The organism is Billgrantia bachuensis (assembly GCF_011742165.1).
Classification (GTDB): Bacteria; Pseudomonadota; Gammaproteobacteria; order Pseudomonadales; family Halomonadaceae; genus Halomonas; species Halomonas bachuensis.
The window spans coordinates 112,938-137,927 of sequence record NZ_JAAQTO010000006.1 but is presented as its reverse complement, the minus strand read 5'-3'; the positions used below and the strand labels follow the sequence as shown (position 1 = coordinate 137,927).

Annotated in this window: 24 protein-coding genes and 1 tRNA gene; 8 read left to right on the top strand and 17 right to left on the bottom strand. The window is 64.6% G+C overall.

Annotated features, from left to right (window positions below):
* Positions 1 to 741 (top strand): UDP-3-O-acyl-N-acetylglucosamine deacetylase (lpxC, locus tag HBJ55_RS03425; RefSeq protein WP_167111061.1); only part of this gene is annotated, 741 nt, incomplete at its 5' end.
* A gap of 64 nt (positions 742 to 805) precedes the next feature.
* Here the strand turns inward: lpxC and bioA are convergent.
* The 7 genes from bioA to bioB form a co-directional block, all read right to left on the bottom strand.
* Positions 806 to 2,071: an adenosylmethionine--8-amino-7-oxononanoate transaminase gene (gene bioA / locus HBJ55_RS03420; RefSeq protein ID WP_167111059.1), complete on the bottom strand. Its 1,266-nt coding sequence runs from the start codon at positions 2,069 to 2,071 to the stop codon at positions 806 to 808.
* A 144-nt stretch (positions 2,072 to 2,215) separates the two neighbouring features.
* A tRNA-Leu gene (locus HBJ55_RS03415) sits at positions 2,216 to 2,300 on the bottom strand.
* A gap of 44 nt (positions 2,301 to 2,344) precedes the next feature.
* Positions 2,345 to 3,046, bottom strand: a complete 702-nt coding sequence (bioD, locus tag HBJ55_RS03410) for a dethiobiotin synthase (protein WP_167111057.1) — start codon at positions 3,044 to 3,046, stop codon at positions 2,345 to 2,347.
* Positions 3,043 to 3,801 (bottom strand): methyltransferase domain-containing protein, encoded by a 759-nt coding sequence (locus HBJ55_RS03405; RefSeq protein ID WP_338071962.1) that lies wholly within the window; start codon positions 3,799 to 3,801, stop codon positions 3,043 to 3,045. Before HBJ55_RS03405 ends, bioD begins: the two co-directional genes overlap by 4 nt.
* Positions 3,802 to 3,851: 50 nt before the next feature.
* Complete coding sequence (locus HBJ55_RS03400) at positions 3,852 to 4,589, bottom strand: alpha/beta fold hydrolase (protein WP_167111053.1); 738 nt, start codon at positions 4,587 to 4,589, stop codon at positions 3,852 to 3,854.
* Positions 4,586 to 5,740, bottom strand: coding sequence for an 8-amino-7-oxononanoate synthase (gene bioF, locus HBJ55_RS03395; protein WP_167111051.1), 1,155 nt, complete (start codon positions 5,738 to 5,740; stop codon positions 4,586 to 4,588). Before bioF ends, HBJ55_RS03400 begins: the two co-directional genes overlap by 4 nt.
* A gap of 5 nt (positions 5,741 to 5,745) precedes the next feature.
* Positions 5,746 to 6,852 (bottom strand): biotin synthase BioB, encoded by a 1,107-nt coding sequence (bioB, locus tag HBJ55_RS03390; protein WP_167111049.1) that lies wholly within the window; start codon positions 6,850 to 6,852, stop codon positions 5,746 to 5,748.
* A 241-nt stretch (positions 6,853 to 7,093) separates the two neighbouring features.
* On the opposite strand from bioB, the gene HBJ55_RS03385 reads away from it, so the two are divergent.
* Both HBJ55_RS03385 and HBJ55_RS03380 read left to right on the top strand, forming a co-directional pair.
* Positions 7,094 to 7,822 (top strand): ComFC family protein, encoded by a 729-nt coding sequence (locus tag HBJ55_RS03385; protein WP_167111047.1) that lies wholly within the window; start codon positions 7,094 to 7,096, stop codon positions 7,820 to 7,822.
* A gap of 55 nt (positions 7,823 to 7,877) precedes the next feature.
* On the top strand, positions 7,878 to 8,864 hold the full coding sequence (locus HBJ55_RS03380; RefSeq protein WP_167111045.1) for a serine/threonine protein kinase: 987 nt from the start codon (positions 7,878 to 7,880) through the stop codon (positions 8,862 to 8,864).
* 43 nt (positions 8,865 to 8,907) lie between these two features.
* On the opposite strand, the gene HBJ55_RS03375 is transcribed toward HBJ55_RS03380, so the two are convergent.
* On the bottom strand, positions 8,908 to 9,474 hold the full coding sequence (locus HBJ55_RS03375; RefSeq protein ID WP_167111043.1) for a hypothetical protein: 567 nt from the start codon (positions 9,472 to 9,474) through the stop codon (positions 8,908 to 8,910).
* Positions 9,475 to 9,744: 270 nt separating this feature from the next.
* Here HBJ55_RS03375 and folE point away from each other — a divergent pair, with 270 nt between their 5' ends.
* From folE to HBJ55_RS03355, 4 genes are all read left to right on the top strand, one after another.
* Positions 9,745 to 10,302: a GTP cyclohydrolase I FolE gene (gene folE, locus HBJ55_RS03370; protein ID WP_167111041.1), complete on the top strand. Its 558-nt coding sequence runs from the start codon at positions 9,745 to 9,747 to the stop codon at positions 10,300 to 10,302.
* Between the two features lie 46 nt (positions 10,303 to 10,348).
* Positions 10,349 to 10,759, top strand: a complete 411-nt coding sequence (folX, locus tag HBJ55_RS03365; protein WP_167111039.1) for a dihydroneopterin triphosphate 2'-epimerase — start codon at positions 10,349 to 10,351, stop codon at positions 10,757 to 10,759.
* An 89-nt stretch (positions 10,760 to 10,848) separates the two neighbouring features.
* Complete coding sequence (locus tag HBJ55_RS03360) at positions 10,849 to 11,166, top strand: DUF4190 domain-containing protein (RefSeq protein WP_167111037.1); 318 nt, start codon at positions 10,849 to 10,851, stop codon at positions 11,164 to 11,166.
* A 66-nt stretch (positions 11,167 to 11,232) separates the two neighbouring features.
* Positions 11,233 to 12,690 (top strand): NAD-dependent succinate-semialdehyde dehydrogenase, encoded by a 1,458-nt coding sequence (locus tag HBJ55_RS03355; protein WP_167111035.1) that lies wholly within the window; start codon positions 11,233 to 11,235, stop codon positions 12,688 to 12,690.
* 122 nt (positions 12,691 to 12,812) lie between these two features.
* On the opposite strand, the gene purH is transcribed toward HBJ55_RS03355, so the two are convergent.
* From purH to ppa, 8 genes are all read right to left on the bottom strand, one after another.
* Positions 12,813 to 14,393 carry a bifunctional phosphoribosylaminoimidazolecarboxamide formyltransferase/IMP cyclohydrolase gene (purH, locus tag HBJ55_RS03350; RefSeq protein WP_167111033.1) on the bottom strand — a complete coding sequence of 527 codons (1,581 nt, stop codon included), beginning with the start codon at positions 14,391 to 14,393 and terminating at the stop codon, positions 12,813 to 12,815.
* A gap of 74 nt (positions 14,394 to 14,467) precedes the next feature.
* On the bottom strand, positions 14,468 to 14,806 hold the full coding sequence (fis, locus tag HBJ55_RS03345) for a DNA-binding transcriptional regulator Fis (protein ID WP_167111031.1): 339 nt from the start codon (positions 14,804 to 14,806) through the stop codon (positions 14,468 to 14,470).
* Positions 14,803 to 15,846 carry a tRNA dihydrouridine synthase DusB gene (gene dusB / locus HBJ55_RS03340; RefSeq protein WP_167111029.1) on the bottom strand — a complete coding sequence of 348 codons (1,044 nt, stop codon included), beginning with the start codon at positions 15,844 to 15,846 and terminating at the stop codon, positions 14,803 to 14,805. The genes fis and dusB overlap by 4 nt, the downstream gene beginning before the upstream one ends.
* Positions 15,847 to 15,924: 78 nt before the next feature.
* Positions 15,925 to 16,839 carry a 50S ribosomal protein L11 methyltransferase gene (prmA, locus tag HBJ55_RS03335; protein WP_167111027.1) on the bottom strand — a complete coding sequence of 305 codons (915 nt, stop codon included), beginning with the start codon at positions 16,837 to 16,839 and terminating at the stop codon, positions 15,925 to 15,927.
* Between the two features lie 76 nt (positions 16,840 to 16,915).
* The gene (accC, locus tag HBJ55_RS03330; protein ID WP_167111025.1) at positions 16,916 to 18,256 is read right to left on the bottom strand and encodes an acetyl-CoA carboxylase biotin carboxylase subunit; all 1,341 of its coding nucleotides are present in this window, start codon (positions 18,254 to 18,256) and stop codon (positions 16,916 to 16,918) included.
* Positions 18,257 to 18,283: 27 nt separating this feature from the next.
* The gene (accB, locus tag HBJ55_RS03325) at positions 18,284 to 18,751 is read right to left on the bottom strand and encodes an acetyl-CoA carboxylase biotin carboxyl carrier protein (protein WP_167111023.1); all 468 of its coding nucleotides are present in this window, start codon (positions 18,749 to 18,751) and stop codon (positions 18,284 to 18,286) included.
* 211 nt (positions 18,752 to 18,962) lie between these two features.
* Positions 18,963 to 20,822, bottom strand: a complete 1,860-nt coding sequence (gene dsbD, locus HBJ55_RS03320; protein WP_167111021.1) for a protein-disulfide reductase DsbD — start codon at positions 20,820 to 20,822, stop codon at positions 18,963 to 18,965.
* A gap of 206 nt (positions 20,823 to 21,028) precedes the next feature.
* Complete coding sequence (gene ppa / locus HBJ55_RS03315) at positions 21,029 to 21,559, bottom strand: inorganic diphosphatase (protein ID WP_167111019.1); 531 nt, start codon at positions 21,557 to 21,559, stop codon at positions 21,029 to 21,031.
* Between the two features lie 306 nt (positions 21,560 to 21,865).
* On the opposite strand from ppa, the gene HBJ55_RS03310 reads away from it, so the two are divergent.
* Positions 21,866 to 23,521: a protein kinase domain-containing protein gene (locus HBJ55_RS03310; protein WP_422674165.1), complete on the top strand. Its 1,656-nt coding sequence runs from the start codon at positions 21,866 to 21,868 to the stop codon at positions 23,519 to 23,521.
* A gap of 80 nt (positions 23,522 to 23,601) precedes the next feature.
* On the opposite strand, the gene HBJ55_RS03305 is transcribed toward HBJ55_RS03310, so the two are convergent.
* Complete coding sequence (locus HBJ55_RS03305; protein ID WP_167111015.1) at positions 23,602 to 24,861, bottom strand: 6-phosphofructokinase; 1,260 nt, start codon at positions 24,859 to 24,861, stop codon at positions 23,602 to 23,604.
* Positions 24,862 to 24,990 lie beyond the last annotated feature (129 nt).

Below are 24,990 nucleotides of genomic sequence, written 5' to 3'. Positions count from 1 at the left end.
ACCGACACCACCCTGTGCACTGCGCTTTCGCGAAGTGATGTCAAAGTGGCGACTGTGGAGCATCTCATGTCCGCACTGGCTGGCCTGGGGATCGACAATGCTTATATCGACCTCAGTGCGCCCGAAGTGCCGATCATGGATGGGAGCGCCGGCCCATTCGTTTTCCTGATCCAGTCGGCTGGCATCGCCGAACAGGATGCTCCCAAGAAGTTCATTCGCATCAAGCGTGAGGTCGTGGTGCAGGATGATGGCAAGGAGGCACGCTTCCTGCCGCACCAAGGCTTCAAGGTGACGTTCGCCATTGAATTCGATCATCCGGTGTTCGAGGATCAGAAGCAGACCGCAGTCGTGGATTTCTCCACGACCTCCTTCGTCAAGGAGGTTTCCCGTGCGAGGACCTTCGGCTTCATGCGTGACCTCGAGCACCTGCGCGCCAACAACCTGGCGCTGGGCGGCAGTCTCGACAACGCTATCGTCGTCGACGAGTACCGCATCGTCAACGAGGGCGGGCTGCGCTACGAAGACGAGTTCGTCAAGCACAAGGTGCTCGATGCCATCGGGGATCTCTATTTGCTGGGGCATAGCCTGATCGGCGAGTTCCGCGGCGTGAAATCGGGGCATGCGCTGAACAATCAGCTGTGCCGGGCACTGTTGGCCCAACCCGATGCGTACGAGATCGTTACCTTCGAGAACGAGCGCGAGCTGGCTCCGATCTCCTACGCGCAGCCTATCATGGCCTGATGATCCGGCGATCGACGGCATTGGCAAAGTGAAATGCGCCGCCCTCCATGGGCGGCGTTTTCTTTCAGGCGAACCACGCTTTCATCGTCTGGGTAATGCTGCGCATTTCCTCACGTGACGTGATGTAGGCGGGCATTGTGTAGAGCCAGCGGCCGAATGGGCGCAGCCAGACACCTCGGGCGCGTGCAAAGGCCGCGACCCCCTTGAGGTCGGCGGCATCGTTGGCCTCGATGACCGCCGTGGCGCCCAACACCCTGACGTCACGCACCCGAGGGTGACCACGAAGTGCCGGGTCTTCCAGCAACTCCTCGTACAGCACCCGGTTGAGTCTCGCGATCTTTTCCAGGTAATTCTCCTCCTCGAACACGGCGAGGCTTTCCAGCGCCACGCGGCAGGCCAGGGGGTTGCCCATGAAGGTGGGGCCATGCATGAAGGCGTGCTGTGGCGTGCTGCCGATGAAGGCATCGTGAACGCGGCCGGTGGCAAGGGTTGCTGCATGGCCCAGGTAGCCGCCGGTCAGTCCCTTTGAGAGCACCATAATGTCCGGCGTCACTTCGGCGTGGTCGGCGGCAAACAGCTTGCCGGTACGGCCGAAGCCGGTGGCTACCTCGTCGAACACAAGCAGTACGTCGAATTCGTCGCACAGTTCACGTGCGCCCTTGAGGTAGAGCGGCGAAGTCATGTTGAGGCCGCCAGCGGCCTGCAACAGCGGCTCCATCAGCAGCGCGGCGATCTCATGATGATGCTGTTCGAGCACCTTGCGCAGGGCGGCGAGGTCCTGCTCGACGGCGTCGGGCGCGGCGTCGTAAGGGGCGGTGGGAGCCGGGGCAAAGTGGTGGCGGGGCAGGTAGCCGGAGAACAGGCTGTGCATGCCCTCCTCGGGGTCGCATACCGCCATGCAGCCACTGGTGTCGCCATGGTAGGCCTTCATCAACGACAGCATGCGGTGCTTGCCGGGCTTGTCGCACAGGTGGTGGTACTGCACCGCCATCTTCATGGCCACTTCCATGCCCACCGAACCGCTATCGGAGAAGAACACGTGCTCGAGCCCGGGTGGCGTGACTCTAACCAATTCGCGCGCCAGGCGATCGGCGGGATCATGGGTGAGGCCACCTAGCATCACATGGCACAGAGTGTCGGCCTGTTCCTTGATCGCCGCCACCAAGCGCGGGTGCGCATAGCCGTGGATCATGCACCACCACGAGCAGGTGGCGTCGAGCAGCGCCTCGCCGTCCTCAAGGACGAAGCGAGGGCCTTTGCCGCCGACGACCTTGGGAGCGTCTTGCTGGGTAAGCAGGTGGGCATAGGGATGCCAGACGGGGGATGCCATCATGCCTCCGTGGGTGCGAATGAGCGGGGTGCGAGGGTGCGCAGCAGGTACGCCGCTATGCGGCGGCGAAGAGGCGCCGTCGTGAGGAAAACCGAAGATGATGTCAGCCGGAGGGCCGCGAAGCGCGGCGAGAACGAGCCGTGATGGTGCGGATGGGGAGACTTGAACTCCCACGCCCGAAGGCACCAGAACCTAAATCTGGCGTGTCTACCAATTCCACCACATCCGCAGGGCTGGGCAGGCGTCCACATTGTACGGACCCTCGGTCGCAAGTCAATCGCCTTCGGGTAGCTCAAGGTGGGCAACGGCGGCTTCTGGTCGCCTGGCCGCGCCAACTCGGCGCAGACGTGGCACCACGCCGAGGCAGGGAGCCCCGAGGGTGCGTTGCAGCGTGGCCAGATTCTCGGCGTAGAGCGAGGCGTCGCGGGCGAAGTCGGCATCGAGCAGGTTGCCGACCCAGCCGGCAAGTCTTGCTCCATCCGCACGTATGGCTTCGGCCGTCAAGCGCGCATGGTTGAGGCAGCCGAGCTTGAGGCCGACCACCAGAATCACCGGCAGGCGCAGGTGCAGAGCCAGGCCGGCGAGATCTTCGTTGTCGTTGAGAGGCACGCGCCAGCCTCCGGCGCCCTCGATGAGAACGAGGTCGCGAGGTTCGTCCAGCAGCGGTGCGGCATGTTCGCAGAGCTGGGCGAGGTCGATATTCACGCCAGCTTGACTGGCCGCCAGGTGCGGGGCGATGGCGGGCTCGAAGGCGAAGGGATTAACTTGGTCGTAGGACACTGGCGGTACGCTGCGTGCCAGCAGAGCGAGCGCATCATCGTTGCGCAGCCCGGCCTCGGTTCGACGGCAGCCCGAGGCGACGGGCTTGAGGCCCAGGGTGGTCAGGCCTCGCGAGCGGGCCAGCGCCAGCATGCCGGCAGTGACGAGGGTCTTGCCGGCATCGGTGTCGGTGCCGGTCACGAAATAACGAGTCATGTCGGCTCCTTGTCGAGCACGAGGGTTAGTCGCTGATAGCTGACCGGTAGCCCCGCAGGCTCGCGCAGCGACTCGTAGCGGCGCTTGGCGCAGGCCAGATCGGAGCGGGTGAGGCGGGCAGCGGGGCGTGGGGTCTGGGCGCCGACTCCCTTGATCGAGGCCATTACGGCCGTCAGGTCGGGATAGAAGAAGCGCTCGGCGACGACGTTGCACTGGGCATGGAAGAAACCGGCCAGACGTGCGCTGACCAGATGCCTGTCCCGCGAGCGGAAGTCAAGAAGGGCGTCAGGTGACGACCAGGCATGGCTGACCTCATGCAGAGTGCCGGGTCCCAGGCTATTGATCACGGCACGGCCGCCGGGGCGTAGCACCCGGAAGAGTTCCGTCATTACGGCGTCGAGGTCCGGGCACCATTGGATGGCCAGGTTGGAGAACACCAGGTCCACCTGGCGATCCGCCAGGGGCAGGGCGGCGGCGTCTGCACACAGCCAGTCACAGCTTCTCGGGGCTGCACGACGGGCAATGTCGAGCATTCCCGGCGCCAGGTCGAGCCCAAGCACTCGGCACTCCGGGCCGAAGCGGGTCGTCAGGCGTCGGCACCAGTGACCTGGGCCGCAGCCTAGGTCGAGCACGCAGCCTGCTCGGTCAGGCAGGAGTGGCCAGAGCGCTTCGCCCATCTGCTGCTGAGCCTGGGCCAGGCGGGTGTACTGGCCCGACGCCCGGGAAAACGCCCGGGCAACGTGTCGCCGCCACACGCTTGGCGCGTTTGCCTCATGGAGGGCAGAGGTTTGCTCGGTGCAGGGGGTCATGAGACGCTCTGGTCCTGGCCGATATGATCGAGATCGATCTCGCGCGCCAGCTCGACGAGATGGTTTGCCAACGCATCCGGGCGGGACAGCATCGGGCAGTGACCGCTATCGGTGAGAAGCCTGTCGGCCGCCTGGCGTGCCGCACTACCCATCAGCTTGTCCCGTTCGCCGGCGAGTCGATGGATCGGGCAGGGCAGCGTGGCAAGTACGTCGCTGAGATCGAGGCGTGCGAGTTGATCGAGGCCCGTAGCCAGGGTCTGGCTGGAAGCGCTGGGGTTCCTGCCCTGGAGATCGAGCAGACGACGATGTGCTATGCGCGCAGCGGGTTCTCCCTGCAACTGCCAGCGCAGAAAGTGTTGCCAGGTCGTATGCGGATCGCGATCGAAGGCGCGGCGAAAGATAGCCAGCTCGTCAGGCCTGACGCCGTCTTCGCTGCAGAAGCGGGGACCGGTTCCCACCAGCACCAGGCCACGGGGAGGCGGTAGATGAGACAGCAGCGCGCCGGCCAGCAAGCCGCCGAGCGACCAGCCGACCCAGACGGCGTCGCAGGGCAGGTCGTCGCGCATCTTGCCGGCCAGAGCCGGAAGCGTCGTCGGCAGGATGTCGTGTGCTCGTTCACCGTAGCCCGGCCAGTCGGGAGTACGCACCACCACGTCGACTGGCCAATAGGGGGCGAGCGATCGCCAGATACGGGCATCGATGCCCCAGCCGGAGAGCAAGACCAGCGTCGTCAATTCGTTCCCTCTCCTTGCAGGCGTGCCAAGTTCTCCAGCAGATGATCCAAGGACTCTCGGCCATGGGTGGCGCGCAGCGTGATGCGCAGCCTGGCCTCGCCGTGCGGCACGGTGGGCGGGCGAATGGCACCCACCAGCAATCCCGTCCGGCGCAGTTGGTCGGCCCAGTGCAGAACACGCTGGCTATCGCCGAGGATCAGCGGCTGGATGGGAGTGAACGAGTCGGCTAGCGGAAGGTTGAGCAACGCTGCCTCGTGGCGGAAGTAGGCGATGGTGTCGCGCAGGCGCTCGCGTCGTTCGGGCTCGGCGGCCAAAATGTCGAGCGCCGCGAGGGTCGCGGCGGCCACGCCGGGCGGCTGGGCGGTGGTATAGACGTAGGGGCGGGAAAATTGGATCAGGTGCTCGATCAATGCCTCGCTGCCGGCGACGAAGGCGCCGCCGGTACCCAGCGCCTTGCCCAAAGTACCGACCAGTATCGGGACCCGATCGACGCCATGGGCTCGGCCGACGCAGCCGTCGCCATGGGCGCCGAGCACACCCAGCCCATGGGCATCGTCGATCATCAGCCAGGCTCCGTGTCGGGCGCTGATTTCCGCCAGGCCGCCGATATTGGCCACGTCGCCGTCCATGCTGAACACGCCGTCGCTGACCACCAGCCTGGCCGAATCGCCCGGTGCCCGACCGAGCAAGCGGTCGAGATCGTCGAGGTCGCGATGATGGAAGCGCCGCGAGCGCGCCCCGGCAAGTCCGGCGCCATCGAGCAGAGAGGCGTGATTGAGACGATCCTGAAAGACCTGGGTGTGATTGTCGCACAGTGCCTGCAGCGTACCCAGGTTGGCCATGTAGCCGGTGGAGAAGAGCAGGGCGCGGGGGCGTCCGACGAGTTCGGCCAGGCGCCGTTCGAGGGCCTCGTGGACTTCCAGATGGCCACTGACCAGGTGCGAGGCACCGGCGCCGGCACCGAACGCGCGCGCTCCCGCCGCCTGGGCTTCGGCCAGCCGCGGGTCGCCGGCCAGGCCAAGGTAATCGTTGCCGGCAAAATCGACCAATCCAGCCTGGAACGTGCGACGCTCGCGCCAAAGCCCCTGGGCACGGCGCCAGGCCGCAGCTTCACTGAGGCGCTCGGGCCAGGCGTGAGGAGTGGACGACATTGCGTTCAGGCCTGGGTGGCGTCATAGGCCAACGCGGTGCTGCGTGCCTGACGCTTCTGGTGCGCCAGGGCACCTTCGAGCGCAGCTTGTTGCAGGTCGTCGTCATGGCAGGTGTCGCGCCGCTCGGGGTGCAGCCCGAGCTTGTCGAACAAGGCTCGGTCGCGGGTGGCCTGCGGGTTGCCGGTGGTCAGCAGCTTGTCGCCATAGAAGATCGAATTGGCCCCGGCGAGAAAGGCCAGCGCCTGGGTCGATTCGTCCATCTGCTCGCGGCCGGCCGATAGGCGCACATGGCTTGCCGGCATCAGGATACGGGCGACGGCGATGGCTCGCACGAACTCGATGGGGTCGAGGTCCTCCACGTCTTCCAGTGGCGTACCGGGTACCTTGACCAGCATGTTGATCGGCACCGATTCGGGATGCGGTTCGAGCCGGGCCAACTGTTGCAGCAAGGCGGCACGATCGCGCGGGGCTTCCCCCATGCCGAGAATGCCGCCGGCGCAAACCTTCATGCCCGCCTCGCGCACGTTGGCCAGGGTCTCCAGTCGATCGGCGTAGGTGCGTGTGGTAATGATCTCGCCATAGTACTCCGGCGAGGTGTCGAGGTTGTGGTTGTAATAATCGAGACCGGCCTCGGCCAGGCGGCTTGCCTGTTCGCCGTCTACCATGCCCAGCGTCATGCAGGTCTCGAGCCCCAGCTCCTTGACCCGGCTGACCATCTCCAGCACCACCGCGAGATCTTTCTCGCGCGGGCTGCGCCATGCCGCACCCATGCAGAAGCGGCTGGCACCGGCCTCCTGGGCGGCCTTGGCCTGGGCCACCACCTTCTCGATCTCCAGCAGCTTCTCCTTGCCCAGCCCGGTGGCGTAGTGGCCCGATTGCGGGCAGTACTTGCAGTCTTCCGGGCAGGCGCCGGTCTTGATCGACAGCAGGGTGGAAACTTGCACGGCATTGGCGTCGAAGTTGGCGCGATGTACCTGCTGAGCGCGGAATAGCAGGTCATTGAAGGGCAGAGCGAAGAGCGCCTCGATCTCGGTCAGCGACCAGTCGTGGCGTATCCTGGGGGCAATTGGGGTGGTTTGGCCGTTCGGGCCGGCGTGCTGGGCATCGGACATGAGGGACTCGTCTTGGTCAACTCGATGGCTTTCGAATGTTGACTGTGAGCGTACGTGAAATTGGCTCTCTGTCAACCTGGTGGCGTGGGCAAGTTAACGAAGCGGCCCCGATGAACCAAGACCGTCAGCGAGTGGGAGATGGTAAGCTTCTTCGAATGTAGACAAATGACGGGAACATCATGCCATGCAGCCGGAACGGAAGCGTGTAGCACTGCGAGACGGGGCGTCAGACTTCTCACGCATGAGCGGCTGGCTGCGGCCGCTGTGGCAGGGTATCGACGCCACGCTGCGTCGGGCCCTGCCGGGGCGCTGCGGCTTCTGTCTGGCGCCTGCCGAGCCGGAACGCCCTTGGTGTCAGGCCTGCTTCGAGGCGCTGCCGTGGAACCTGCCGGCCTGCCCGAGTTGTGCCGAACCGCAGCCGCCGGGCTCGCTGGCGGGCAGGCGCTGCGGCCATTGCCTGACGCGGCCGCCGACTTTCGTGCGCGCGCGGGCACCGCTGCGCTACGAGGACGAGGTGGTAAGGCTGGTGCAGCGCTTCAAGTTCCATGGCTCACCGCGCGCCGGCAACGTGCTGCTCGAGCTACTGGAGCTCGGTCTGTCGTCTGAGGCCCTGGCCTGGCCCGAGGCGCTGATTCCGGTTCCGCTGCACCCCAGGCGAGCGCGTGAGCGCGGCTTCGACCAGGCAGACTGGCTGGCCCGGCGCCTGGCGGCGCGCCACGGCCTGCAGCTGTCGCAAGCAGAGCGGCGCCAGCATACCCGCTCGCAGCGCGGCCTCGATCGCGCCGAGCGCTTCCGCAACCTGCGCGGTGGCTTCGAGGTGAGAGGACCGCTGCCACCGCGCGTGGCGCTGCTCGATGACGTGATGACCACCGGTGCCACGCTGGATGCGCTGGCCCAGGCTTGCCTGGCGGCCGGTGCCCGTGAGGTCGAGGCCTGGGCGGTGGCCCGCACGCCGCTGCCGGTCGCATGATTCGCTGGCGCGCCCAGGCTGTTACCATGGAGGCTCCCTTCAGCCGGTGAAGCACATGCAGAGCACGCCACATCCCTTCGCAGCACTTTCGCCTGCCCGTGTCGTGGCGGCCATCGAGTCGCTCGGTTTCTGGTTGCCCGGTGAGCCGTTCACCTTGAACAGCTATGAGAATCGCGTGTTCCTGCTACATGACGACGAGGGACGCCGCTGGGTGGCCAAGTTCTATCGCCCTGCCCGCTGGAGCGATGCGCAGATTCAGGAGGAGCATGATTTCCTGGATGAGCTGGCCGAAGAGGGTGTCGCCGTGGCGCCGCCCTGGCGCGATGAAGCCGGTCGTAGCCTGCACCATGCCGAGGGCTTCCGGCTTGCCCTGTTCCCCCAGCTGTCGGGCCAGGCCCCGGAACTGGAGAATCCTTCCCACTTGTTTGCCCTCGGTGAGCTGATCGGCGCCGTGCATGCGATCGGTGAGCGTGCCGGGTTCCGGCAACGGGTCAGGCTCGACCTGGACGGCATGGTACGCGAGGCTCAGCAGCGCGTATTGACCGCACCTTGGCTGGACCGACGTCAGCGCCAGGCCTACGAGCGTATCTCGGAGGCGCTGCATGGAGCACTGCAGGCTCATGCCTGGGCACCGCATCAGGAAATCCGGGTGCAGGGTGACTGTCACATCGGCAACCTGCTCGGTCGCGACGATGCTTTCTCCCTGGTCGACTTCGACGACGCCATGATGGCGCCCGCGGTACAGGATCTGTGGATGTTTCTCACCGCCGAGCACGAAGCGGAGTGGCACATGCAACTCTCGGAAGTACTGGAAGGCTATGAACAGCACCGAGAATTCGAACGCCGTGAGCTGACACTGATCGAGCCCCTGCGCACGCTGCGCCTGATGCGACATAGTGCCTGGCTGGTGGCGCGTTGGGACGATCCTGCCTTTCCCCCGGCCTTTCCCTGGGTAGCCGATGCCGGCTACTGGGATTCGCACATTCGACAACTGGAGCAGCAACGCCTGGCACTGGGGCGGACGCCGCGCTGGCTGGCCTGAAGCCGAGCAGCTGCGCACCCTTCAGGGTGCGCAGGGCAGAGCCTCAGTCGCTGTCGGGGTCAGGGCGCTCGGCGGGTATCGGGTTAGCGACCCCGGCGCCGTCAGCCTGGCGGCGCTGCTCGTTGATGCGAGCGGAAGGATTGTCCTGCTCCTCGATCTCCAGGCCACTGGCCAGCTTGAGATGAAAGACGTGATCGCTCGGTAGTGCGCAGCGGCCGGCATCGCATACTGCCAGGCCGTAGCTGCCGTCCATTTCGTAGGCAGCTGCGGAAATTTCTCCGTTGTAGATGTCGCTGTCGCCGCCTTCGGTCTCGACGCAGGTCAGCGCCTTGGCAGTAACTCGCAGCCGATCGCCATCCTGGAGGGCATCTCCCACCACGACGCAGTATTTGGGCAGCTCATGGGTGGCATTCTCGAAGCCACTGACGGGGCGAAGCAGAATATCGTCGCGGCGTTCGCTTTCCCCTTCCAGGACGAGGTCGTCGATAACCTGGAAGGCGACGACGGCATCCCCGGGCACGGAAAGGGTATTGGCCGAGGCATGCAGAGGAAGCAGGAGGAAAAGGGCCAGTCCGCTGGCTGACCGTATCGCGTCTGGAATCTTGATCATATCCGGGGCTCTCGAGGGACCAGGCTGCGCGCATCGGCAGCGCTTAAAGCCATGATTTTACCATAGCCGCCCAGGCGTAGCAGTGGCCCGAATGTCGCAGGGTGTCGTTTTCAGGCATACCGACTGCGGCGAGTCTTCGGTTACGGTAGAATATCGTCCAGAGGTGTAAAAAATTGTACAAAGAACGTCTTGTGCATATCCTTTGTATGAGTCAAAAACGATGGCCGGGCCATCACGAGACGAACGGTAACTGAGTCGCAGGGCCTGACCATGAACGAAGAGCTTGCCAACTTCTACCGCCAGATCATTCTCGAGCTGGGCGAGGATCCGGATCGAGAGGGCCTGCGTGATACGCCGAAACGTGCCGCCAAGGCGATGCAGTTTCTCACTCGTGGCTATTCCCAGACACTCGAGGAGATCATCAACGGTGCCGTTTTCGAGAGCGAGACCGATGAGATGGTGCTAGTCAAGGACATCGAACTCTATTCGATGTGCGAGCACCATCTGCTGCCTTTCATCGGCAAGTGTCATATCGCCTACCTGCCCAACGGCAAGGTGCTGGGGCTCTCCAAGTTTGCGCGTATCGTCGACATGTATGCCCGCCGCATGCAGATTCAGGAAAATCTGACGCGACAGATCGCCGAGGCCGTACAGCGAGTCACCGGAGCGCGCGGTGTGGCGGTGGTGGTCGAGGCGCGACACCTGTGCATGATGATGCGCGGCGTGGAGAAGCAGAATTCCAGTATGACTTCTTCCGTGATGCTGGGTGCTTTCCGCGAGAACCAGTCCACACGGCAGGAATTCCTCACCCTGGTCAACGGCCGCTGACGGGGCGGACCCCGTCCGGCGAACGTACCTTGCCTGGAGCCACGCCATGACACTGCATGTCCTGGACGATCAGCATCTCGATCACGAGCTGGCCACGATTCGCATCAAGAATCTGCGCTTGCGCACCTTCATCGGCATCAAGGATGAGGAAATCCACAACCGCCAGGATGTGGTGATCAACGCCGTGATCCGCTATCGGGCCGACAAGGCCGTGGCGTTCAATCTCATCGAGCAGGCGCTCAACTATCGCACGATCAGCAAGGAAGTGATCGAGCTGGTGGAGGAGGGCCGCTTTCTCCTCCTGGAGCGCATGACGCGAGAAGTGCTCGACCTGATCATGAGCCATGAACAGGTGCTCACGGCGCAGGTCGAGATCGACAAGCCACACGCTCTGCGTTTCGCCGACTCGGTTTCCATTACCCTCTCGGCAAGCCGGGACCCGCGTCGAAACCGTTGAAGTTATTCACGTCTTTCCCCAGGGTTGGTGACAAAGGGCCTTTGCGCTTAGCATGAGACCTATTGCCGAACCGATAGAGAGACGATTCGTTGGAACGTGACAGCCCCTCCCGTGGCACGCCGCGGCGCCGCCACGCCCCCTGGGCCATGACGGCCATCGTCACGGCGTTGGTCGCCCTCTTGTTTCAGGGCAGCCTGCTGCCATTGAATCTTGCCGCCGCCATCTTCGCCGTGATGGGCCTGCGTCAGGTCCAACGCCAGCCCGAACGCTACGTTGGCCGCGCATTATGCTGGATAGCCATCGCGCTGGCCCTGATACTTGCCATACTTAACGCGATGCTTCAGCCGCCAGTACAGGAAGGCATTCCCGAGAGCGTACCCGAGCAACGCAGCAGCGAGGCCCAGTGAGACGGGCAGGCTCGGCACGAATACATTTCACTCGGTACAGGGCCCGCTGAGGCCAGGAGAGACAACATGGAAGCCCTCAAGGAAACACAGCTTTATTGCCCTTTCGCCTATATCGACGGCAGTTGGGTAGCCGCCGACAGTGGCGAACAGATCGAGGTCGTCAACCCGGCCACCGGAGAGACCTTCGGCACCGTTCCGAGGTTGGGTCGGAGTGAAACCGAGCGTGCCATTGCCGCCGCCGACGTGGCTCTGGTCGGCTGGAGAGCGCTCACCGCGCAGGAGCGGGCCGACATCCTGATGAAGTGGCACGACCTGATGTTCGAGCATCAGGACGACCTGGCGATGATCATGACCCACGAGCAGGGTAAGCCGCTCAAGGAGGCCGCCGGCGAGATCGCTTATGCAGCGAGTTTCCTGCGCTGGTTCGCCGAGGAGGCCCGGCGGGTCTATGGCGAGACCATTCCCGCCGCCAAGCCCAACCAGCGCATCGTGATCACCAAGCAGCCGGTGGGAGTGGTCGGTGCGATCACGCCATGGAATTTCCCCGCCGCCATGATTACGCGCAAGGCCGGCGCGGCGCTGGCGGCAGGCTGTACCATCGTGATCAAGCCGGCCAGCCAGACGCCATTCTCGGCCACTGCCATGGCGCTGCTGGCCGAGCGCGCCGGGGTTCCCCGCGGCGTGTTCAATGTGGTGCCGGGGCGTGCCGCCGAGATCGCCGCGGCCATGACCGAATCCCCGCTGGTGCGCAAGATTACCTTTACCGGCTCCACCGAGGTGGGGCGCGAACTGATGTCGCGGGCCTCGCAGCATATTCAGAAGATCTCGCTGGAGCTGGGCGGCAACGCGCCGTTCCTCGTCTTCGAGGATGCCGACCTGGATGCAGCGGTCGAGGGAGCCATGGCGGCCAAGTTTCGCAATGCCGGCCAGACCTGCATCTGTACCAACCGTTTCCTGGTTCAGTCCAGCGTGGTCAATGCCTTCTGCGAGAAACTGGCAGTGGCCATGAATAGCGAACTCAAGGTAGGCGACGGCACCGAACCCGACATCAACATCGGGCCGTTGATCGATGAGAATGCCGTGACCAAGGTCAGCGAGCACGTGCACGATGCCGTCGACAAGGGGGCGGAGCTGCTACTCGGCGGCCACCCCCACCCGCTGGGCGGCAACTTCTTCTCGCCGACGCTGATCAGCTTCGCCAATGGCGACATGAAGGTGGCCCAGGAAGAGACCTTCGGCCCGCTGGCAGCGGTATTTCCGTTCGAGGACGAGGAAGACGCCGTACGCATGGCCAACGACACCCAGTACGGGCTCGCCTCTTACTTCTATTCCCGCGACCTGGGGCGTGTGTGGCGCGTCGCCGATGCGCTGGAGTACGGCATGGTGGGCATCAACACCGGCCTGATCTCCAACACCGCGGCGCCGTTCGGCGGCGTCAAGGCATCCGGCCTCGGCCGCGAGGGCGGCCACCAGGGCATCGAGGAGTTTCTGGAGACCAAGTACCTCTGCATCGATTTGGGCTGACTGAGATGTAAGAAGGAAGAGATAAGAGGGAAGAAACAAGAAACCCCGCGGTCGTCCTGCGGGGTTTCTTGCGCTTGAGGCAGCCGCCAACTTGGCTTCCTTCTTCTAGCTCGCCAGCGGCGTCAGTGCCTGAAGTGCCGCATCCCGGTGAACACCATGGCAATACCCGCCTCGTTGGCGGCGTCGATCACTTCCTGATCGCGCATGGAGCCGCCGGGCTGGATCACCGCGGTGATACCGGCCGCTGCTGCAGCGTCGATGCCGTCGCGGAACGGGAAGAAGGCATCCGAGGCCATCACCGAGCCGGGCACCGAGAGGTTTTCGTCGGCGGCCTTGATGCCGGCGATCTTTGCCGAGTAGACGCGGCTCATCTGGCCGGCGCCGACGCCGATGGTCTGGCCGCCCTTGGCATAGACGATGGCGTTGGACTTGACGTACTTGGCCACCTTCCAGGCGAAGGCCAGGTCGCGCATCTCCTGCTCGGAGGGAACGCGCTCGGTGACCACGGTGAGTTCGTCGCGGCCGACCATGCCCAAATCGCGGTCCTGCACCAGCAGCCCGCCGGTGACGCGCTTGAAGTCATGGGCCTGCTCGCGCTGGCCGGGCCAGTTGTCACCCACGTCGAGCAGGCGCACGTTCTGCTTCTCGGCCACGATGGCGACCGCTGCCTCATCGATCCCGGGGGCGATGATCACCTCGACGAACTGGCGGTCGATGATGGCACGGGCGGTGTCGGCATCCAGCGCCTGGTTGAAGGCGATGATACCGCCGAAGGCGCTGGTGGGATCGGTGGCGAATGCCTTGTCGTAGGCTTCGCGGAGTGTGGTGCCGACCGCCACGCCGCAGGGGTTGGCATGCTTGACGATCACGCAGGCGTTGTCGGTGAAGCTCTTGACGCACTCGAAGGCGGCGTCGGTGTCGGCCACGTTGTTGAACGACAATTCCTTGCCCTGCAGCTGGCGGGCGGTAGCGACGCTGGCTTCGCTGGCGTCGGCCTCGACGTAGAACGCCGCGCTCTGGTGCGGGTTCTCGCCGTAGCGCATGGCCTGCTTCTTGACGAACTGTACGTTGTAGGTGCGCGGGAACCCATCCTCGCCGCCCGGCACCCGCTGGCCCAGATAGTCGGCAATGGCGGCATCGTAGCCGGCGGTATGCTCGAAGGCCTTCACCGCCAGGTCGAAGCGCGTGGCGTCGCTCACCGCACCGTCGTTGGAGGCAATCTCGGTCAGCACCCGGTCATAGTCGCCAGCGTCCACCACGATGGTGGTGTGGGCGTGGTTCTTGGCACAGGCGCGGACCATGGTCGGGCCGCCGATATCGATGTTCTCGATCGCATCCTCGAGGGAGCAGTCCGGCTTGGCCACGGTCTGGGCGAAGGGGTAGAGGTTGACCACCACCATGTCGATGGGCGCGATGCCGTGCTCTGTCATCACTTCATCGTCCTGGCCGCGACGTCCCAGGATGCCGCCGTGGATCTTGGGATGCAGGGTCTTGACGCGACCGTCCATGATCTCGGGGAAGCCGGTGTGCTCGGACACCTCGGTAACGGCAATGCCCTTCTCCTGCAGCAGACGGAAAGTGCCGCCGGTGGAGAGCAGTTCGACGCCGTGCCCGGACAGTTCTCGGGCGAAGTCGACGATGCCGGTCTTGTCGGAGACGCTGATCAGCGCGCGGCGTACCGGGGTGGGGGAGGCTTGGGCCATGATGGGACGCAACTCTATGTTGAGATGTGGAAATAAACCGGCACGGGCAGCCGAGGCTGCCGCGCCGGCCGGATTCAGATCAGGTCGTGCTGCTTGAGTTTCTTGCGCAGCGTGCCGCGATTGAGGCCAAGCATCTCGGCGGCACGGGTCTGGTTGCCCTGGGTGTATTCGAGCACGCTGGCCAGCAGCGGCGCCTCGACCTCGGCCATCACCATGGCGTAGAGGTCGGTCACGGTGCCGCCATCGAGATGGTCGAAGTAGCGTCGCATGGCGGCGTCCACGGCTTCACGCAGTGGCTGCTCAGCCAACGTGGCCGATGGCAGTGAGAGGCTGTCGAGTTCCGGCAGACCGGCACAGGAGCTGGCTTCCAGGCCTGGCAGATCGGCGTTGCGATTGAAGGCTTCACGATTCATGCGGCACTGATTCCATGCGATGCCCGGGAGAGGTCGGCTCTACCCTCCGGGCAAAAGAGGTCGTCGATGAAGTCATACTGTTCGTCAGGCTGCTCGAGGGCATTGAAGGCTGCCCGCAGCTCGCGCTGCCGTTCGGTGTTGAAACGGCAGTCGCTGGCGAGGTACCAGCCGAGGTGCTTGCGCGCGATTCGCACACCCATGTAGTCGCCATAGAATTCATGCAGGGCGTGAAGATGCCCTCGCAATACACTGGCCCTCTCCCGCGGCTCGGGCGGCGGGCAGCTGCGCCCATGGCGCAGGTAGTGGTCGATCTCGCGAAAAATCCAGGGGTTGCCCTGCGCGCCGCGACCGACCATCACCGCATCCGCACCAGTATAGTCCAGAACCTGGGCGGCCTTGCGTGGAGAGTCGATATCGCCGTTGGCGAATACGGGAATGTGCACGGCCTGCTTGATGGCGGCAATGGTGTCGTACTCGGCTTCGCCCTGGTAGCGCTGCTGACGGTGGCGACCGTGCACCGCCAGCGCCTGGATGCCGGCGGCTTCCGCCAGGCGAGCCACGCGCACCCCGTTGTTGCTCTCGGCGCACCAACCGGTGCGGATCTTCAGCGTCACCGGAACCTCGACCGCCGCCACCACCGCCTCGAGGATCTCGGCCACGAGGGTCTCGTCGCGCAGCAGGGCCGAACCGGCGGCCTTGTTGCAGACCTTCTTGGCCGGGCAGCCCATGTTGATGTCGATGATTTCGGCGCCCTGATCGGCGTTGAGGCGTGCCGCCTCGGCCAGCATGGCGGCGTCACCGCCAGCGATCTGCACGGCCCGGGGGCCGGGTTCGCCGCGGTGGTCCATGCGCTGGCGCGACTTGCGCGTATGCCACAGGGCAGGATCCGAAGTGACCATTTCGCCGACCACCAGCCCTGCCCCCAGGCGGCGGCAGAGCTGGCGAAACGGGCGGTCGGTCACGCCGGCCATAGGGGCCAGGATGACGCGATTGGGCAGGCGGTGCCGGCCGATCTGGGGCAGCGGGCGACTATCGGTCATGAGACGGATCAGTGAACTCGGGGTTGCATATCATACGCCCCCGAAGGGGCGGGGTGAAGGCGATAAAGGCACCGCGGCTCAGGCCGGTCGACGCCCGCTGAGCCGGACCCAGCCTTCGCGAACGCTTGGTTCATCCATGATCAGTCCCTGGTCACGATAGGCGTCGAGCACCTCGTCGGCCTGTCGCTCGAGAATGCCCGACAGGGCCAACCGGCCACCTGGAGCCACATAGCCGGCAATCATCGGGGCCAGTTCCACCAGGGGGCCTGCCAGAATATTGGCCACTACCAGCGGAAAGCGACGTCCGCTATCCAGCTGTTCGGGATAGCGCAGCGTGAGTTCGTGCTCCGCAATGTCGTTGCGCTCGGCGTTGTCGCGGCTGGCCTGAAGTGCCTGGGGGTCGATGTCGGTGCCGGTGGCAAGCGCCGCACCCAGCTTGAGGGCGGCGATGGCAAGGATGCCGGAGCCGCAGCCCACGTCGAGCATCTCGACGCCATCAAGATCACCCGCCAAGGCCAGCGCATCGAGCCACTCGAGGCACAGCGCCGTGGTCGGATGGGTGCCGGTACCGAAGGCCAGGCCCGGGTCCAGGTTCAAGTTGACGGCATCGGGATCGGGCGCCTGGTGCCAACTGGGAACGATCCACAACCGCTGGCCCATGCGCAGTGGCTGGAAGTCCTCCATCCACTCGCGCTCCCAGTCGCGATCGGCGAGCAGCTCGTGCTCGATGACGGGGCAGGGCTCTTCGGGCAGGGTCTCGGCCCAGGCCGCCGCCAGACGCTCGAGCATCGCCTCGAGGCCCTCGAGGTCGTCATAGAGGCCGGTCAGTACCGTCTCGTTCCATAGCGGCGTGGTACCGCGCTCGGGCTCGAAAACCGGGTCGTCATGGGCATCCTGCAGGGTAATGGCGGTGGCGCCTTCGGCCAGCAGCAGCTCCTCGAGCAGTTCGGCCTGCTCCGGGGCGATGCGGGCCTTGAGTTGCAGCCAGGGCATGGCAATCTCCTGTGCATGACGCAAGCGGGGTGGCCGTGGCCACCCCGCCGGGAGCGATGTTCGGATCCACTGCTGCCTAGGAGCCGAGCTTCTTCTCCAGGTAATGAATGTTGACGCCGCCCTGCTGGAAGTGGCCATCGCGGACCAGATCCTTGTGCAGGTCGGTATTGGTCTTGATGCCTTCCACCAGCAGCTCGTCGAGACCGTTGCGCATGCGCGTCAGGGCGATCTCGCGGCTATCGCCCCAGGTGATCAGCTTGCCGATCAGCGAGTCGTAGTGGGGAGGCACCGTGTAGCCGGTGTAGAGGTGCGAATCCATGCGCACACCCAGCCCACCCGGTGGGTGGTAGAGGGTGACCTTGCCGGGCGAAGGCATGAAGGTGCGAGGATCCTCGGCGTTGATACGACACTCGAAGGCATGGCCAAGGACCTTGACGTCCTCCTGGCGGATCGAGAGCGGCAGACCCGAGGCGATACGCAGCTGTTCGCGCACGATGTCCACGCCGGTGACCATTTCAGTGACGGGGTGCTCCACCTGCACGCGGGTATTCATCTCGATGAAGAAGAACTGCCCGTCCTCGTAGAGGAACTCGAAGGTACCGGCACCGCGATAATCGATCTCGATGCAGGCTTCACGACACGCTTCGAGTACCTTGGCCCGGGCGGCCGGGTCGATGCCGGGGGCGGGTGCCTCTTCCAGCACCTTCTGGTGCCGACGCTGCAGCGAACAGTCGCGATCGTAGAGATGAATGGCGTTGCCCTGGCCGTCGGCCAGCACCTGGACCTCGACGTGACGCGGCCGCTCGAGGAATTTCTCCATGTACACCGTGCCGTCGCCGAAGGCCGAGTGCGCCTCGGTGCGGGTCACGTTGATCGCCGAGAGCAGATGGCCTTCGGCATGCACCACGCGCATGCCGCGACCGCCGCCGCCGGCGGCGGCCTTGATGATCACTGGGTAGCCGATGCGCCGAGCGGTGGTGATGTTGTCGCCCTCGTCGTCGCCCAGCGGGCCATCCGAGCCGGGGACCGTGGGTACGCCGGCCTTCTTCATGGCTTCGATGGCGCTGACCTTGTCGCCCATCAGGCGAATAGTCTCGGCGCGCGGTCCGATGAACACGAACCCGGAGCGCTCCACCTGCTCGGCAAAATTGGCGTTCTCGGAAAGAAAGCCATAGCCGGGGTGAATGGCGCTGGAGTCGGTGACTTCGGCGGCGCTGATCAGCGCCGGAATGTTGAGATAGGACTGTGCCGAAGGGGCCGGTCCGATGCACACGGCCTCGTCGGCCAGGCGCACGTGCATCAGTTCACGGTCGGCCTTGGAGTGCACCGCGACCGTCTTGATGCCCAGCTCCTTGCAGGCGCGCAGGATTCGCAGGGCGATCTCGCCGCGGTTGGCGATGAGTACCTTGTCCAGCATAGGGAGTCCGCCAGTGTCGGTGAAAGATCAGGAAATGATGAGCATCGGCTGGTCGAATTCGACCGGCTCGCCGTCCTCGACCAGGATCGCCTCGATTACGCCGTCACGGTCGGCCTCGATCTGGTTCATCATCTTCATGGCTTCGACGATACACACGGTCTCGCCTTTCTTGACGCTCTGGCCCACCTCGACGAACGCCTTCGAACCGGGCGCCGGACTGCGGTAGAAAGTGCCGACCATGGGCGAGGTCAGGGCATGGCCCTGATAGGTGGCCCCCGGGGCTTCCTCGGTGGGTCCGGCGGCAGGTGCCGGTGCGGCGGCTTGGCTGGGTGCCGCCTGCGGGGCGCCATACTGCGGCATGGGAGCTTGGGGCCAGCTGACACCATTGGGGTGACGGCTGATACGCACCGATTCCTCGCCTTCCTGAATCTCGATTTCGCTGATGTTGGATTCTTCCAGCAGTTCGATCAGTTTCTTGACCTTACGGATATCCATGTTGAGTCTCGACCGGTGGGTAAATGGCAGCGGGCCAGGGCGCTGTTAACCCAAGCCAACTCTCGATAGATCGCGGCAAGTTGGCGAATAATGCCGTATCTATCGGCCTTGATAAGCGTTGTTGCCGGAGTGTGCCTAAAATCGATGGGGATGTCCAGCTGGTCGGGAACACTGTTCGCGCTGGCTGCCGCTGTGCTGGGAAACGGCTGAATCAACTTCGCTGTCGTTCGAACCAGTCGAGTACTCCGCGCAGGTGGCTGGCGAGTTCGCCGGCCCCGACTTCACCCTGGATGCGGGCTTCGCGGATCTCGTCTTCCCCGCTGAAGAATAGCAGGCTCGGCGGGCCGAACAGGCTGAAGTGGTCGAGCAGTTCGCGAGTAGTGGCGTTGGTGCGGGTGACGTCGACGTTGATGCGGGCAAACCGGGCAAGCGGCTCGGCGACCTGGGGATTCGGGTAGACCTGCCGCTCCAGCTGCTTGCAGGAGATGCACCAGTCGGCGGTGAAATGCACGAAGGTGGGCTGGCCCTGGATGGAACTTTCGCGAAGCGCGCTGCGCAGCCCCTCGAGATCCTCCACCGTTGCGATTTCTGCGCTGTCGACGGTGTCGCCTGACCTCGAGGGAAGCGAGGCCAGGGGGCGCAGCGGGTCGCTGCCGCCCATGGCGGCGCCGAACACCAGGGCGACTCCCCAGGCCAGCAGCATCAGGCCGATGGCCTGGCGCACCCGAGGCCAGCCCTGGGTCAGGTTGAGCGAAAGCGCGCCAAGCGCCAGGGCGCTGCCGATTGCCAGCGCCGCCCATAGCAACAGGCTGACGGATGCGGGAATCAGGCGTTCGATCAGCCAGATGGCCACGCCGAGCAGCAGGATGCCGAAGGCGATCTTGACACCGTTCATCCAGGCGCCGCTGCGCGGCAGGGCGGTGGCGCCGAAGGTACCGACCAGCAACAGTGGCACTCCCATGCCCAGACCCAGCGCCAGCAGTGCCGCGCCGCCCAGCACGGCGTCACCGGTGGAGGAGATGAAGACCAGAGCGCCGGCCAGCGGTGCCGACACGCAGGGAGAGACCACCAGCACCGACAGGGCGCCGGCACCGGCCAGGCCGAGAGGACCGCTGCGTTGGGCACGCGCCTGCCAGGCGTCGACGTGCCCCGCCAGGCGTGGCGAGAGGCGCAGGTCGAAGGTGCCGAACATGGCCAGGGCGAAGAGCACGAAGAGCAGGGCGAAGACGATCAGCACGGGGGCGGACTGCAGGTGCGCCTGAAGGTTGAGGCCGGCACCGAACAGGCCCATCAGCACGCCGACCAGGGCGTAGGTGAGCGACATGCCGGCGACATAGCTGGAGGAGAGGACGAAGGCGCGCGGCCGTGTGGGGTGCTGGCCGACGATGATCGAGGAGAGGATAGGTACCATCGGCAGCACGCAGGGAGTGAATGTCAGGCCCAGCCCGGCGAGGAAGAACAGGCCCAGGGCCAGCGGCAGGCTGGCCTCGCCGATCAGGCTGCTGAAGCGGCCGTCCTCGCTCTGCAGAACGGAGGATGTTGCGCCGGCACTGTCTTCGCTGAGCCCGTCGTCCTTGCCGCCGGCGTCCCGCCAGTCGACGAAGGCAGCCGGCATGGCACTGGCGGGAGCCTGCAGCGCGACCCGCTCGGGGGGGTAGCAGAGCCCGGCATCGGCACAGCCCTGAAAGCTGACCGTGATGTCCAGGGGGCCCTCTGCGTTGCCCTGCAGCGGCGCCTCGAAAACCACACGATCATAGAAGACGTAGACATCGCCGAGGAACTCGTCGCTCTTGAATTCACCCTCGGGAATGGACGGCTCGCCGACCTCGAACGCGTCGTTGCGGCTTTCGACGCCGAGCTGGTGTCGATAGAGATAGTAGCCTTCCGCATTTTCGAAGCCGATGTAGAGAGTTTCGCCGTCATGCCAGGCACTGGGCTGAAAGGCTTCCATCACCGGCAGGAAGTCGCTCTGGCCGCTGGACGACGAGGAGAACCACTGGGCATGGGTAGCCACTGGCAGCCACAGCAGCAGACAGCAGATCAGGCGTATGGCGAGATGACGGCTAGTCAACGCAGGGTGTCCTCTGGCAGTGCGAAGGCGATCGATGGTCAGCGCTGCATGATACTCGCTTGGATTGACTCACCAGCGAAACGCCGAGTTCCAGAATACCTCAGTCGACGGCAGCGTTAGAACCTTACGGGTGCGCCCTGGTGTCGCATGAAAGCGAACGGGCCGCCCCGAAGGGCGGCCCGTGGAGATGGCAGGCGGAAGCCGGCTCAATCCTTTGCGTAAGCGGCCACGGATTTCTCGATGGCCTTGTAAGCGGCATCGGCACCTTCCCAGGACTCCACCTTCACCCACTTGCCCTTTTCGAGATCCTTGTAATTCTCGAAGAAATGAGCGATTTGCTGACGCAGCAGTTCGGGCAGGTCGGTGACTTCCTGGACATCGTCATAGAGCGTGGTCAGCTTGGCATGGGGCACGCATACCAGCTTGGCGTCCTCGCCGGCCTCGTCGGTCATGTTGAGAATACCGACCGGGCGGGCGCGGATGATGCTGCCGGCCTGGACCGGGTAGGGCGTGACCACCAGGGCGTCGAGCGGGTCGCCGTCGTCGGCCAGGGTGTGGGGAATGAAGCCGTAGTTGGCCGGGTAGAACATCGGTGTGGCCATGAAGCGGTCAACCAGAAGGGCGCCCATCTCCTTGTCGATCTCGTACTTGATCGGAGCGTGGTTGGCAGGGATCTCGATAGCGACATAGATGTCGTTGGGAAGATCCTTGCCGGCAGGGATGTGGTCGAAGTTCATCGTCGCTTCCTTCGTTAGGCGAAATGTGGAGACACCGCAAAATGCGAAGAATTATACGGACCAGGCCCGGCGATTACCAATGCGACATAGGTGAAGTGGGGCGTTGGTCGACTTGGGCTTTGGTTGACAGGTTGAGTCTGTTGCAACCGTGTATGATGGCCGACGTCAGGCGGTTCGGCCAGCCATGCGGAGTGAGCGGTGATCAGCGGCGATATCTTGAAGGAGCGTGTCTTGCCATCTAATCGACTGTCGTTGAGTGTCGGGCAGGCCTTTGTGGCGCCGGATCGTCGGCATCATCGCAGTTCCATGTCGGTGCGCATCCCCAGCGAGGCCGCCCAGTCCGCTGCCAAGGGGGCCTGTGCGGTAATCAGCGATACCAGCTCGCGCAATGCCATCGCCAAGCAGGCCGGCGATCTCAGCGTGAGGGGGTTTCTGGCCGATTATTTTTCCACGCCTGATCATTGGGACGTGAAGACGTCAGCCACTCGCGTGCTGCGAGCGCTCAACGGCTGGTGCTACAGCCAGAGCACTTTCGTCGAGGGAGGCAGCTATGTCGCTTCTCTTTCCGCCATGGTCTATCGCGGGCGTGACGCCCACCTGTTCCATATGGGCGATACCCTGGTCTTTCGCCTGCGCGGTGCCGAGTTCGAGCAGCTCACCCGCGATCACGTGACCGACCTGGGCGGATATCGCTACCCGTCTCGGGCCCTGGGGCTGGATGGCAGCATCGACATCGACTATATCCAACTGCCGCTCAAGCAGGGCGATATCTTCCTCTTCACCACCCAGGCGGTGCGCGGCACCTTGATGCCGTCCGATTACGTGCGCCTGATCCGTGAGGATGCCAGCGATCTCGATGCGGCCTGCGAAAGGTTGGCCGTGGCGGCGCGGGAAAGAGCCCAGGCGCGGGGTTACGGCGCCGACCAGTTCTGCTTCCAATTGGTGCGCATCGACCAGTTGCCCGAGATCGAGCAGGATCATCCCAGCCGCATATACGGCGACCTGCCGATTCCGCCCGAACTCTCCCCGGGAGAGCGTATCGACGGCCTGGAGGTGCAGGAAGTGCTGTCGCGGACCGCCCAGTCGCGTGTCTACCGGGTTCGCGATAGCCGCACCGAGCGCGAGATGGTAATGAAGGCACCGAGCCCCGAACTGTCCAATCGCAATGCCTATCTGGAGCACTTCCTGCTCCAGCAATGGGTCGTGGAGCGGGTCAAGTCACCGTTCCTGGCTCGGGTCATGGAGTCCTCTCGCCCGCGGCGCTACCTCTACTACCTGATGGCTTATGTGGAGGGCATGACGTTGACCGAGTGGGCCCGGCGCCACCCCCAGGCCAGCCTGGCCCAGCGACTCGATATCGCGGCGCAACTGGGCAAGGCGGTCCAGGCCCTGCATCATCGCGAGGTGCTTCACCAGCGCATCCATCCCGACAATGTCCTGATCGACGCCCATGGCCAAGTGGTACTGACCGACTTCAGTGCCTGCCACATGCGCGACCTCGACGGTCATCGACGCTCACGCGAACTGGCCCGGCAGACCGGCTTGTCCGAACACAGTGCACCGGAATATGCGCTGGACGATAACGTCGGCCGGCGCAGCGACCAGTATTCGCTGGCCTCGACGGTTTACTGGCTGCTGACCGGGGAGCTCCCCTATGAGCTGAGCCCGGATCGCTTGCGCAGTCATACCGATCTCGAGCGTCTCAGCTATCGCAGCTCCAGGCTGTACAATCCCGAAATCACCGCTCAGCTCGACGATACCCTGCGGCGCGCGCTTGATCCCCAGCGCTCCTTGCGCTTCCGGCGCATGTCCGAACTGCTCTATGCGTTGCGGCACCAGAATGGCAGAGGCGAGCCACAGCGCCGCGACCCGCGCCGCTTGTTGCGCGAGCCGGCCAACTTCTGGCAGGGCGTGGCCGGGATTCTGCTGCTGTTGCTGGTGCTCTCCTGGTTGCTGCGATAACTAAGTGGTTGCGCCGAGTGCTACCCGAAACGACGAAGCCCCCGCCGATGCGGGGGCTTCGTCGTTAGCTGGGCTGCAACTCAGAGCTTGAATTCGGGCAGCTTGCGCTCGGCCTTGGCCAGCTTGAGACTTGCCACCTTGGGCAACCCATTCTCGAAGGGCGGGTAGTCTTCGCCCTGGATCAGCGGCGACAGGTAGCGGCGACAAGCGTCGGTGATACCGAAGCCGTCTTCGCGGATGTACTCGCGCGGCATGAACTTCTCGCGATTGGCCACCTCGGCCAGGGGGGCGGGTTCGATGCGCCATTCATAGGGCTCTTCGCTGACCCGCTTGATGGCCGGCATCATCGCATTCTTGCCGGCAACGGCCAGTTCCACTGCCTGCTGGCCCACGGCATAGGCCTGTTCCACGTCGGTGCGCGAGGCCAGGTGGCGTGCCGCCCGCTGCAGGTAGTCGGCCACCGCCCAGTGGTACTTGTAGCCGAGGTCCTGCTTGACCATGCCGGCCAGCGTCGGCGCCACGCCGCCCAGTTGACGATGGCCGAAGGCGTCGGTATTGCCTGAATCGGCCAGGAAGGTGCCGTCTTCGTAGCGCGCGCCCTCGGAAACCACGATCACGCAGTAGCCGTACTTCTTCACGCACTCCTCGACGCGGGCCATGACCTTGCCGCGCTCGAAGGGCACTTCGGGAAAGATCACCAGGTGAGGAGGCTGGCCTTCGCCTTCACCGGCCAGTGCGCCTGCGGCGGCGATCCAGCCGGCGTGGCGGCCCATCACCTCGAGCACGAACACCTTGGTCGAGGTGGCGCACATCGAGGCGATATCGAGAGAGGCCTCCAGCGTGGAGGTGGCGATGTACTTGGCCACGCTGCCGAAACCTGGCGAGTTGTCGGTGATCGGCAGGTCGTTGTCCACGGTCTTGGGCACGTGGATGGCAGTCAGCGGATAGCCCATCTTCTCGGAGAGCTGCGAGACCTTGAGGCAGGTGTCGGCACTGTCGCCGCCGCCGTTGTAAAAGAAGTAGCGAATGTCGTGGGCCTTGAAGACTTCGATCAGGCGCTCGTACTGGGCGCGATGGCTCTCGATGTCCTTGAGTTTGTAGCGGCATGAGCCAAAGGCGCCGCCGGGCGTATGGCGCAGCGCGGCAATCTCCTCGACCGACTCCTGGCTCACGTCGATCAGGTCTTCGGTCAGGGCACCGATGATGCCGTTGTGTCCGGCATAGACCTTGCCGATGTGGTCGGAGTGTTGGCGGCAGGCTTCGATCACGCCGCAGGCGCTGGCGTTGATCACGGCGGTGACACCGCCTGACTGGGCATAGAAGGCGTTATGCTGGGCCATGGGGCTTATGTGCTCCTGGGGAATGTCCATTTCATGCTTCATTCACGACAAGGCGAAACATTTTAGACGAAAGGCGGCGAACCTGCACGCCGCTGGAGGGGGGCCATCAGGCCGTGCTAGTCTGCCGGT

Coding starts and splice junctions, on each gene's coding strand:
- bioA (WP_167111059.1), bottom strand. CDS start 2,071: ATGGCATCCCCCGTCTGGCATCCCTATGCCCACCTGCTTACCCAGCAA.
- bioD (WP_167111057.1), bottom strand. CDS start 3,046: ATGACTCGTTATTTCGTGACCGGCACCGACACCGATGCCGGCAAGACC.
- bioF (WP_167111051.1), bottom strand. CDS start 5,740: ATGTCGTCCACTCCTCACGCCTGGCCCGAGCGCCTCAGTGAAGCTGCG.
- bioB (WP_167111049.1), bottom strand. CDS start 6,852: ATGTCCGATGCCCAGCACGCCGGCCCGAACGGCCAAACCACCCCAATT.
- HBJ55_RS03385 (WP_167111047.1), top strand. CDS start 7,094: ATGAGCGGCTGGCTGCGGCCGCTGTGGCAGGGTATCGACGCCACGCTG.
- HBJ55_RS03380 (WP_167111045.1), top strand. CDS start 7,878: ATGCAGAGCACGCCACATCCCTTCGCAGCACTTTCGCCTGCCCGTGTC.
- HBJ55_RS03375 (WP_167111043.1), bottom strand. CDS start 9,474: ATGATCAAGATTCCAGACGCGATACGGTCAGCCAGCGGACTGGCCCTT.
- folE (WP_167111041.1), top strand. CDS start 9,745: ATGAACGAAGAGCTTGCCAACTTCTACCGCCAGATCATTCTCGAGCTG.
- folX (WP_167111039.1), top strand. CDS start 10,349: ATGACACTGCATGTCCTGGACGATCAGCATCTCGATCACGAGCTGGCC.
- HBJ55_RS03355 (WP_167111035.1), top strand. CDS start 11,233: ATGGAAGCCCTCAAGGAAACACAGCTTTATTGCCCTTTCGCCTATATC.
- purH (WP_167111033.1), bottom strand. CDS start 14,393: ATGGCCCAAGCCTCCCCCACCCCGGTACGCCGCGCGCTGATCAGCGTC.
- fis (WP_167111031.1), bottom strand. CDS start 14,806: ATGAATCGTGAAGCCTTCAATCGCAACGCCGATCTGCCAGGCCTGGAA.
- dusB (WP_167111029.1), bottom strand. CDS start 15,846: ATGACCGATAGTCGCCCGCTGCCCCAGATCGGCCGGCACCGCCTGCCC.
- prmA (WP_167111027.1), bottom strand. CDS start 16,839: ATGCCCTGGCTGCAACTCAAGGCCCGCATCGCCCCGGAGCAGGCCGAA.
- accC (WP_167111025.1), bottom strand. CDS start 18,256: ATGCTGGACAAGGTACTCATCGCCAACCGCGGCGAGATCGCCCTGCGA.
- accB (WP_167111023.1), bottom strand. CDS start 18,751: ATGGATATCCGTAAGGTCAAGAAACTGATCGAACTGCTGGAAGAATCC.
- ppa (WP_167111019.1), bottom strand. CDS start 21,559: ATGAACTTCGACCACATCCCTGCCGGCAAGGATCTTCCCAACGACATC.
- HBJ55_RS03310 (WP_422674165.1), top strand. CDS start 21,866: ATGTCGGTGCGCATCCCCAGCGAGGCCGCCCAGTCCGCTGCCAAGGGG.
- HBJ55_RS03305 (WP_167111015.1), bottom strand. CDS start 24,861: ATGGCCCAGCATAACGCCTTCTATGCCCAGTCAGGCGGTGTCACCGCC.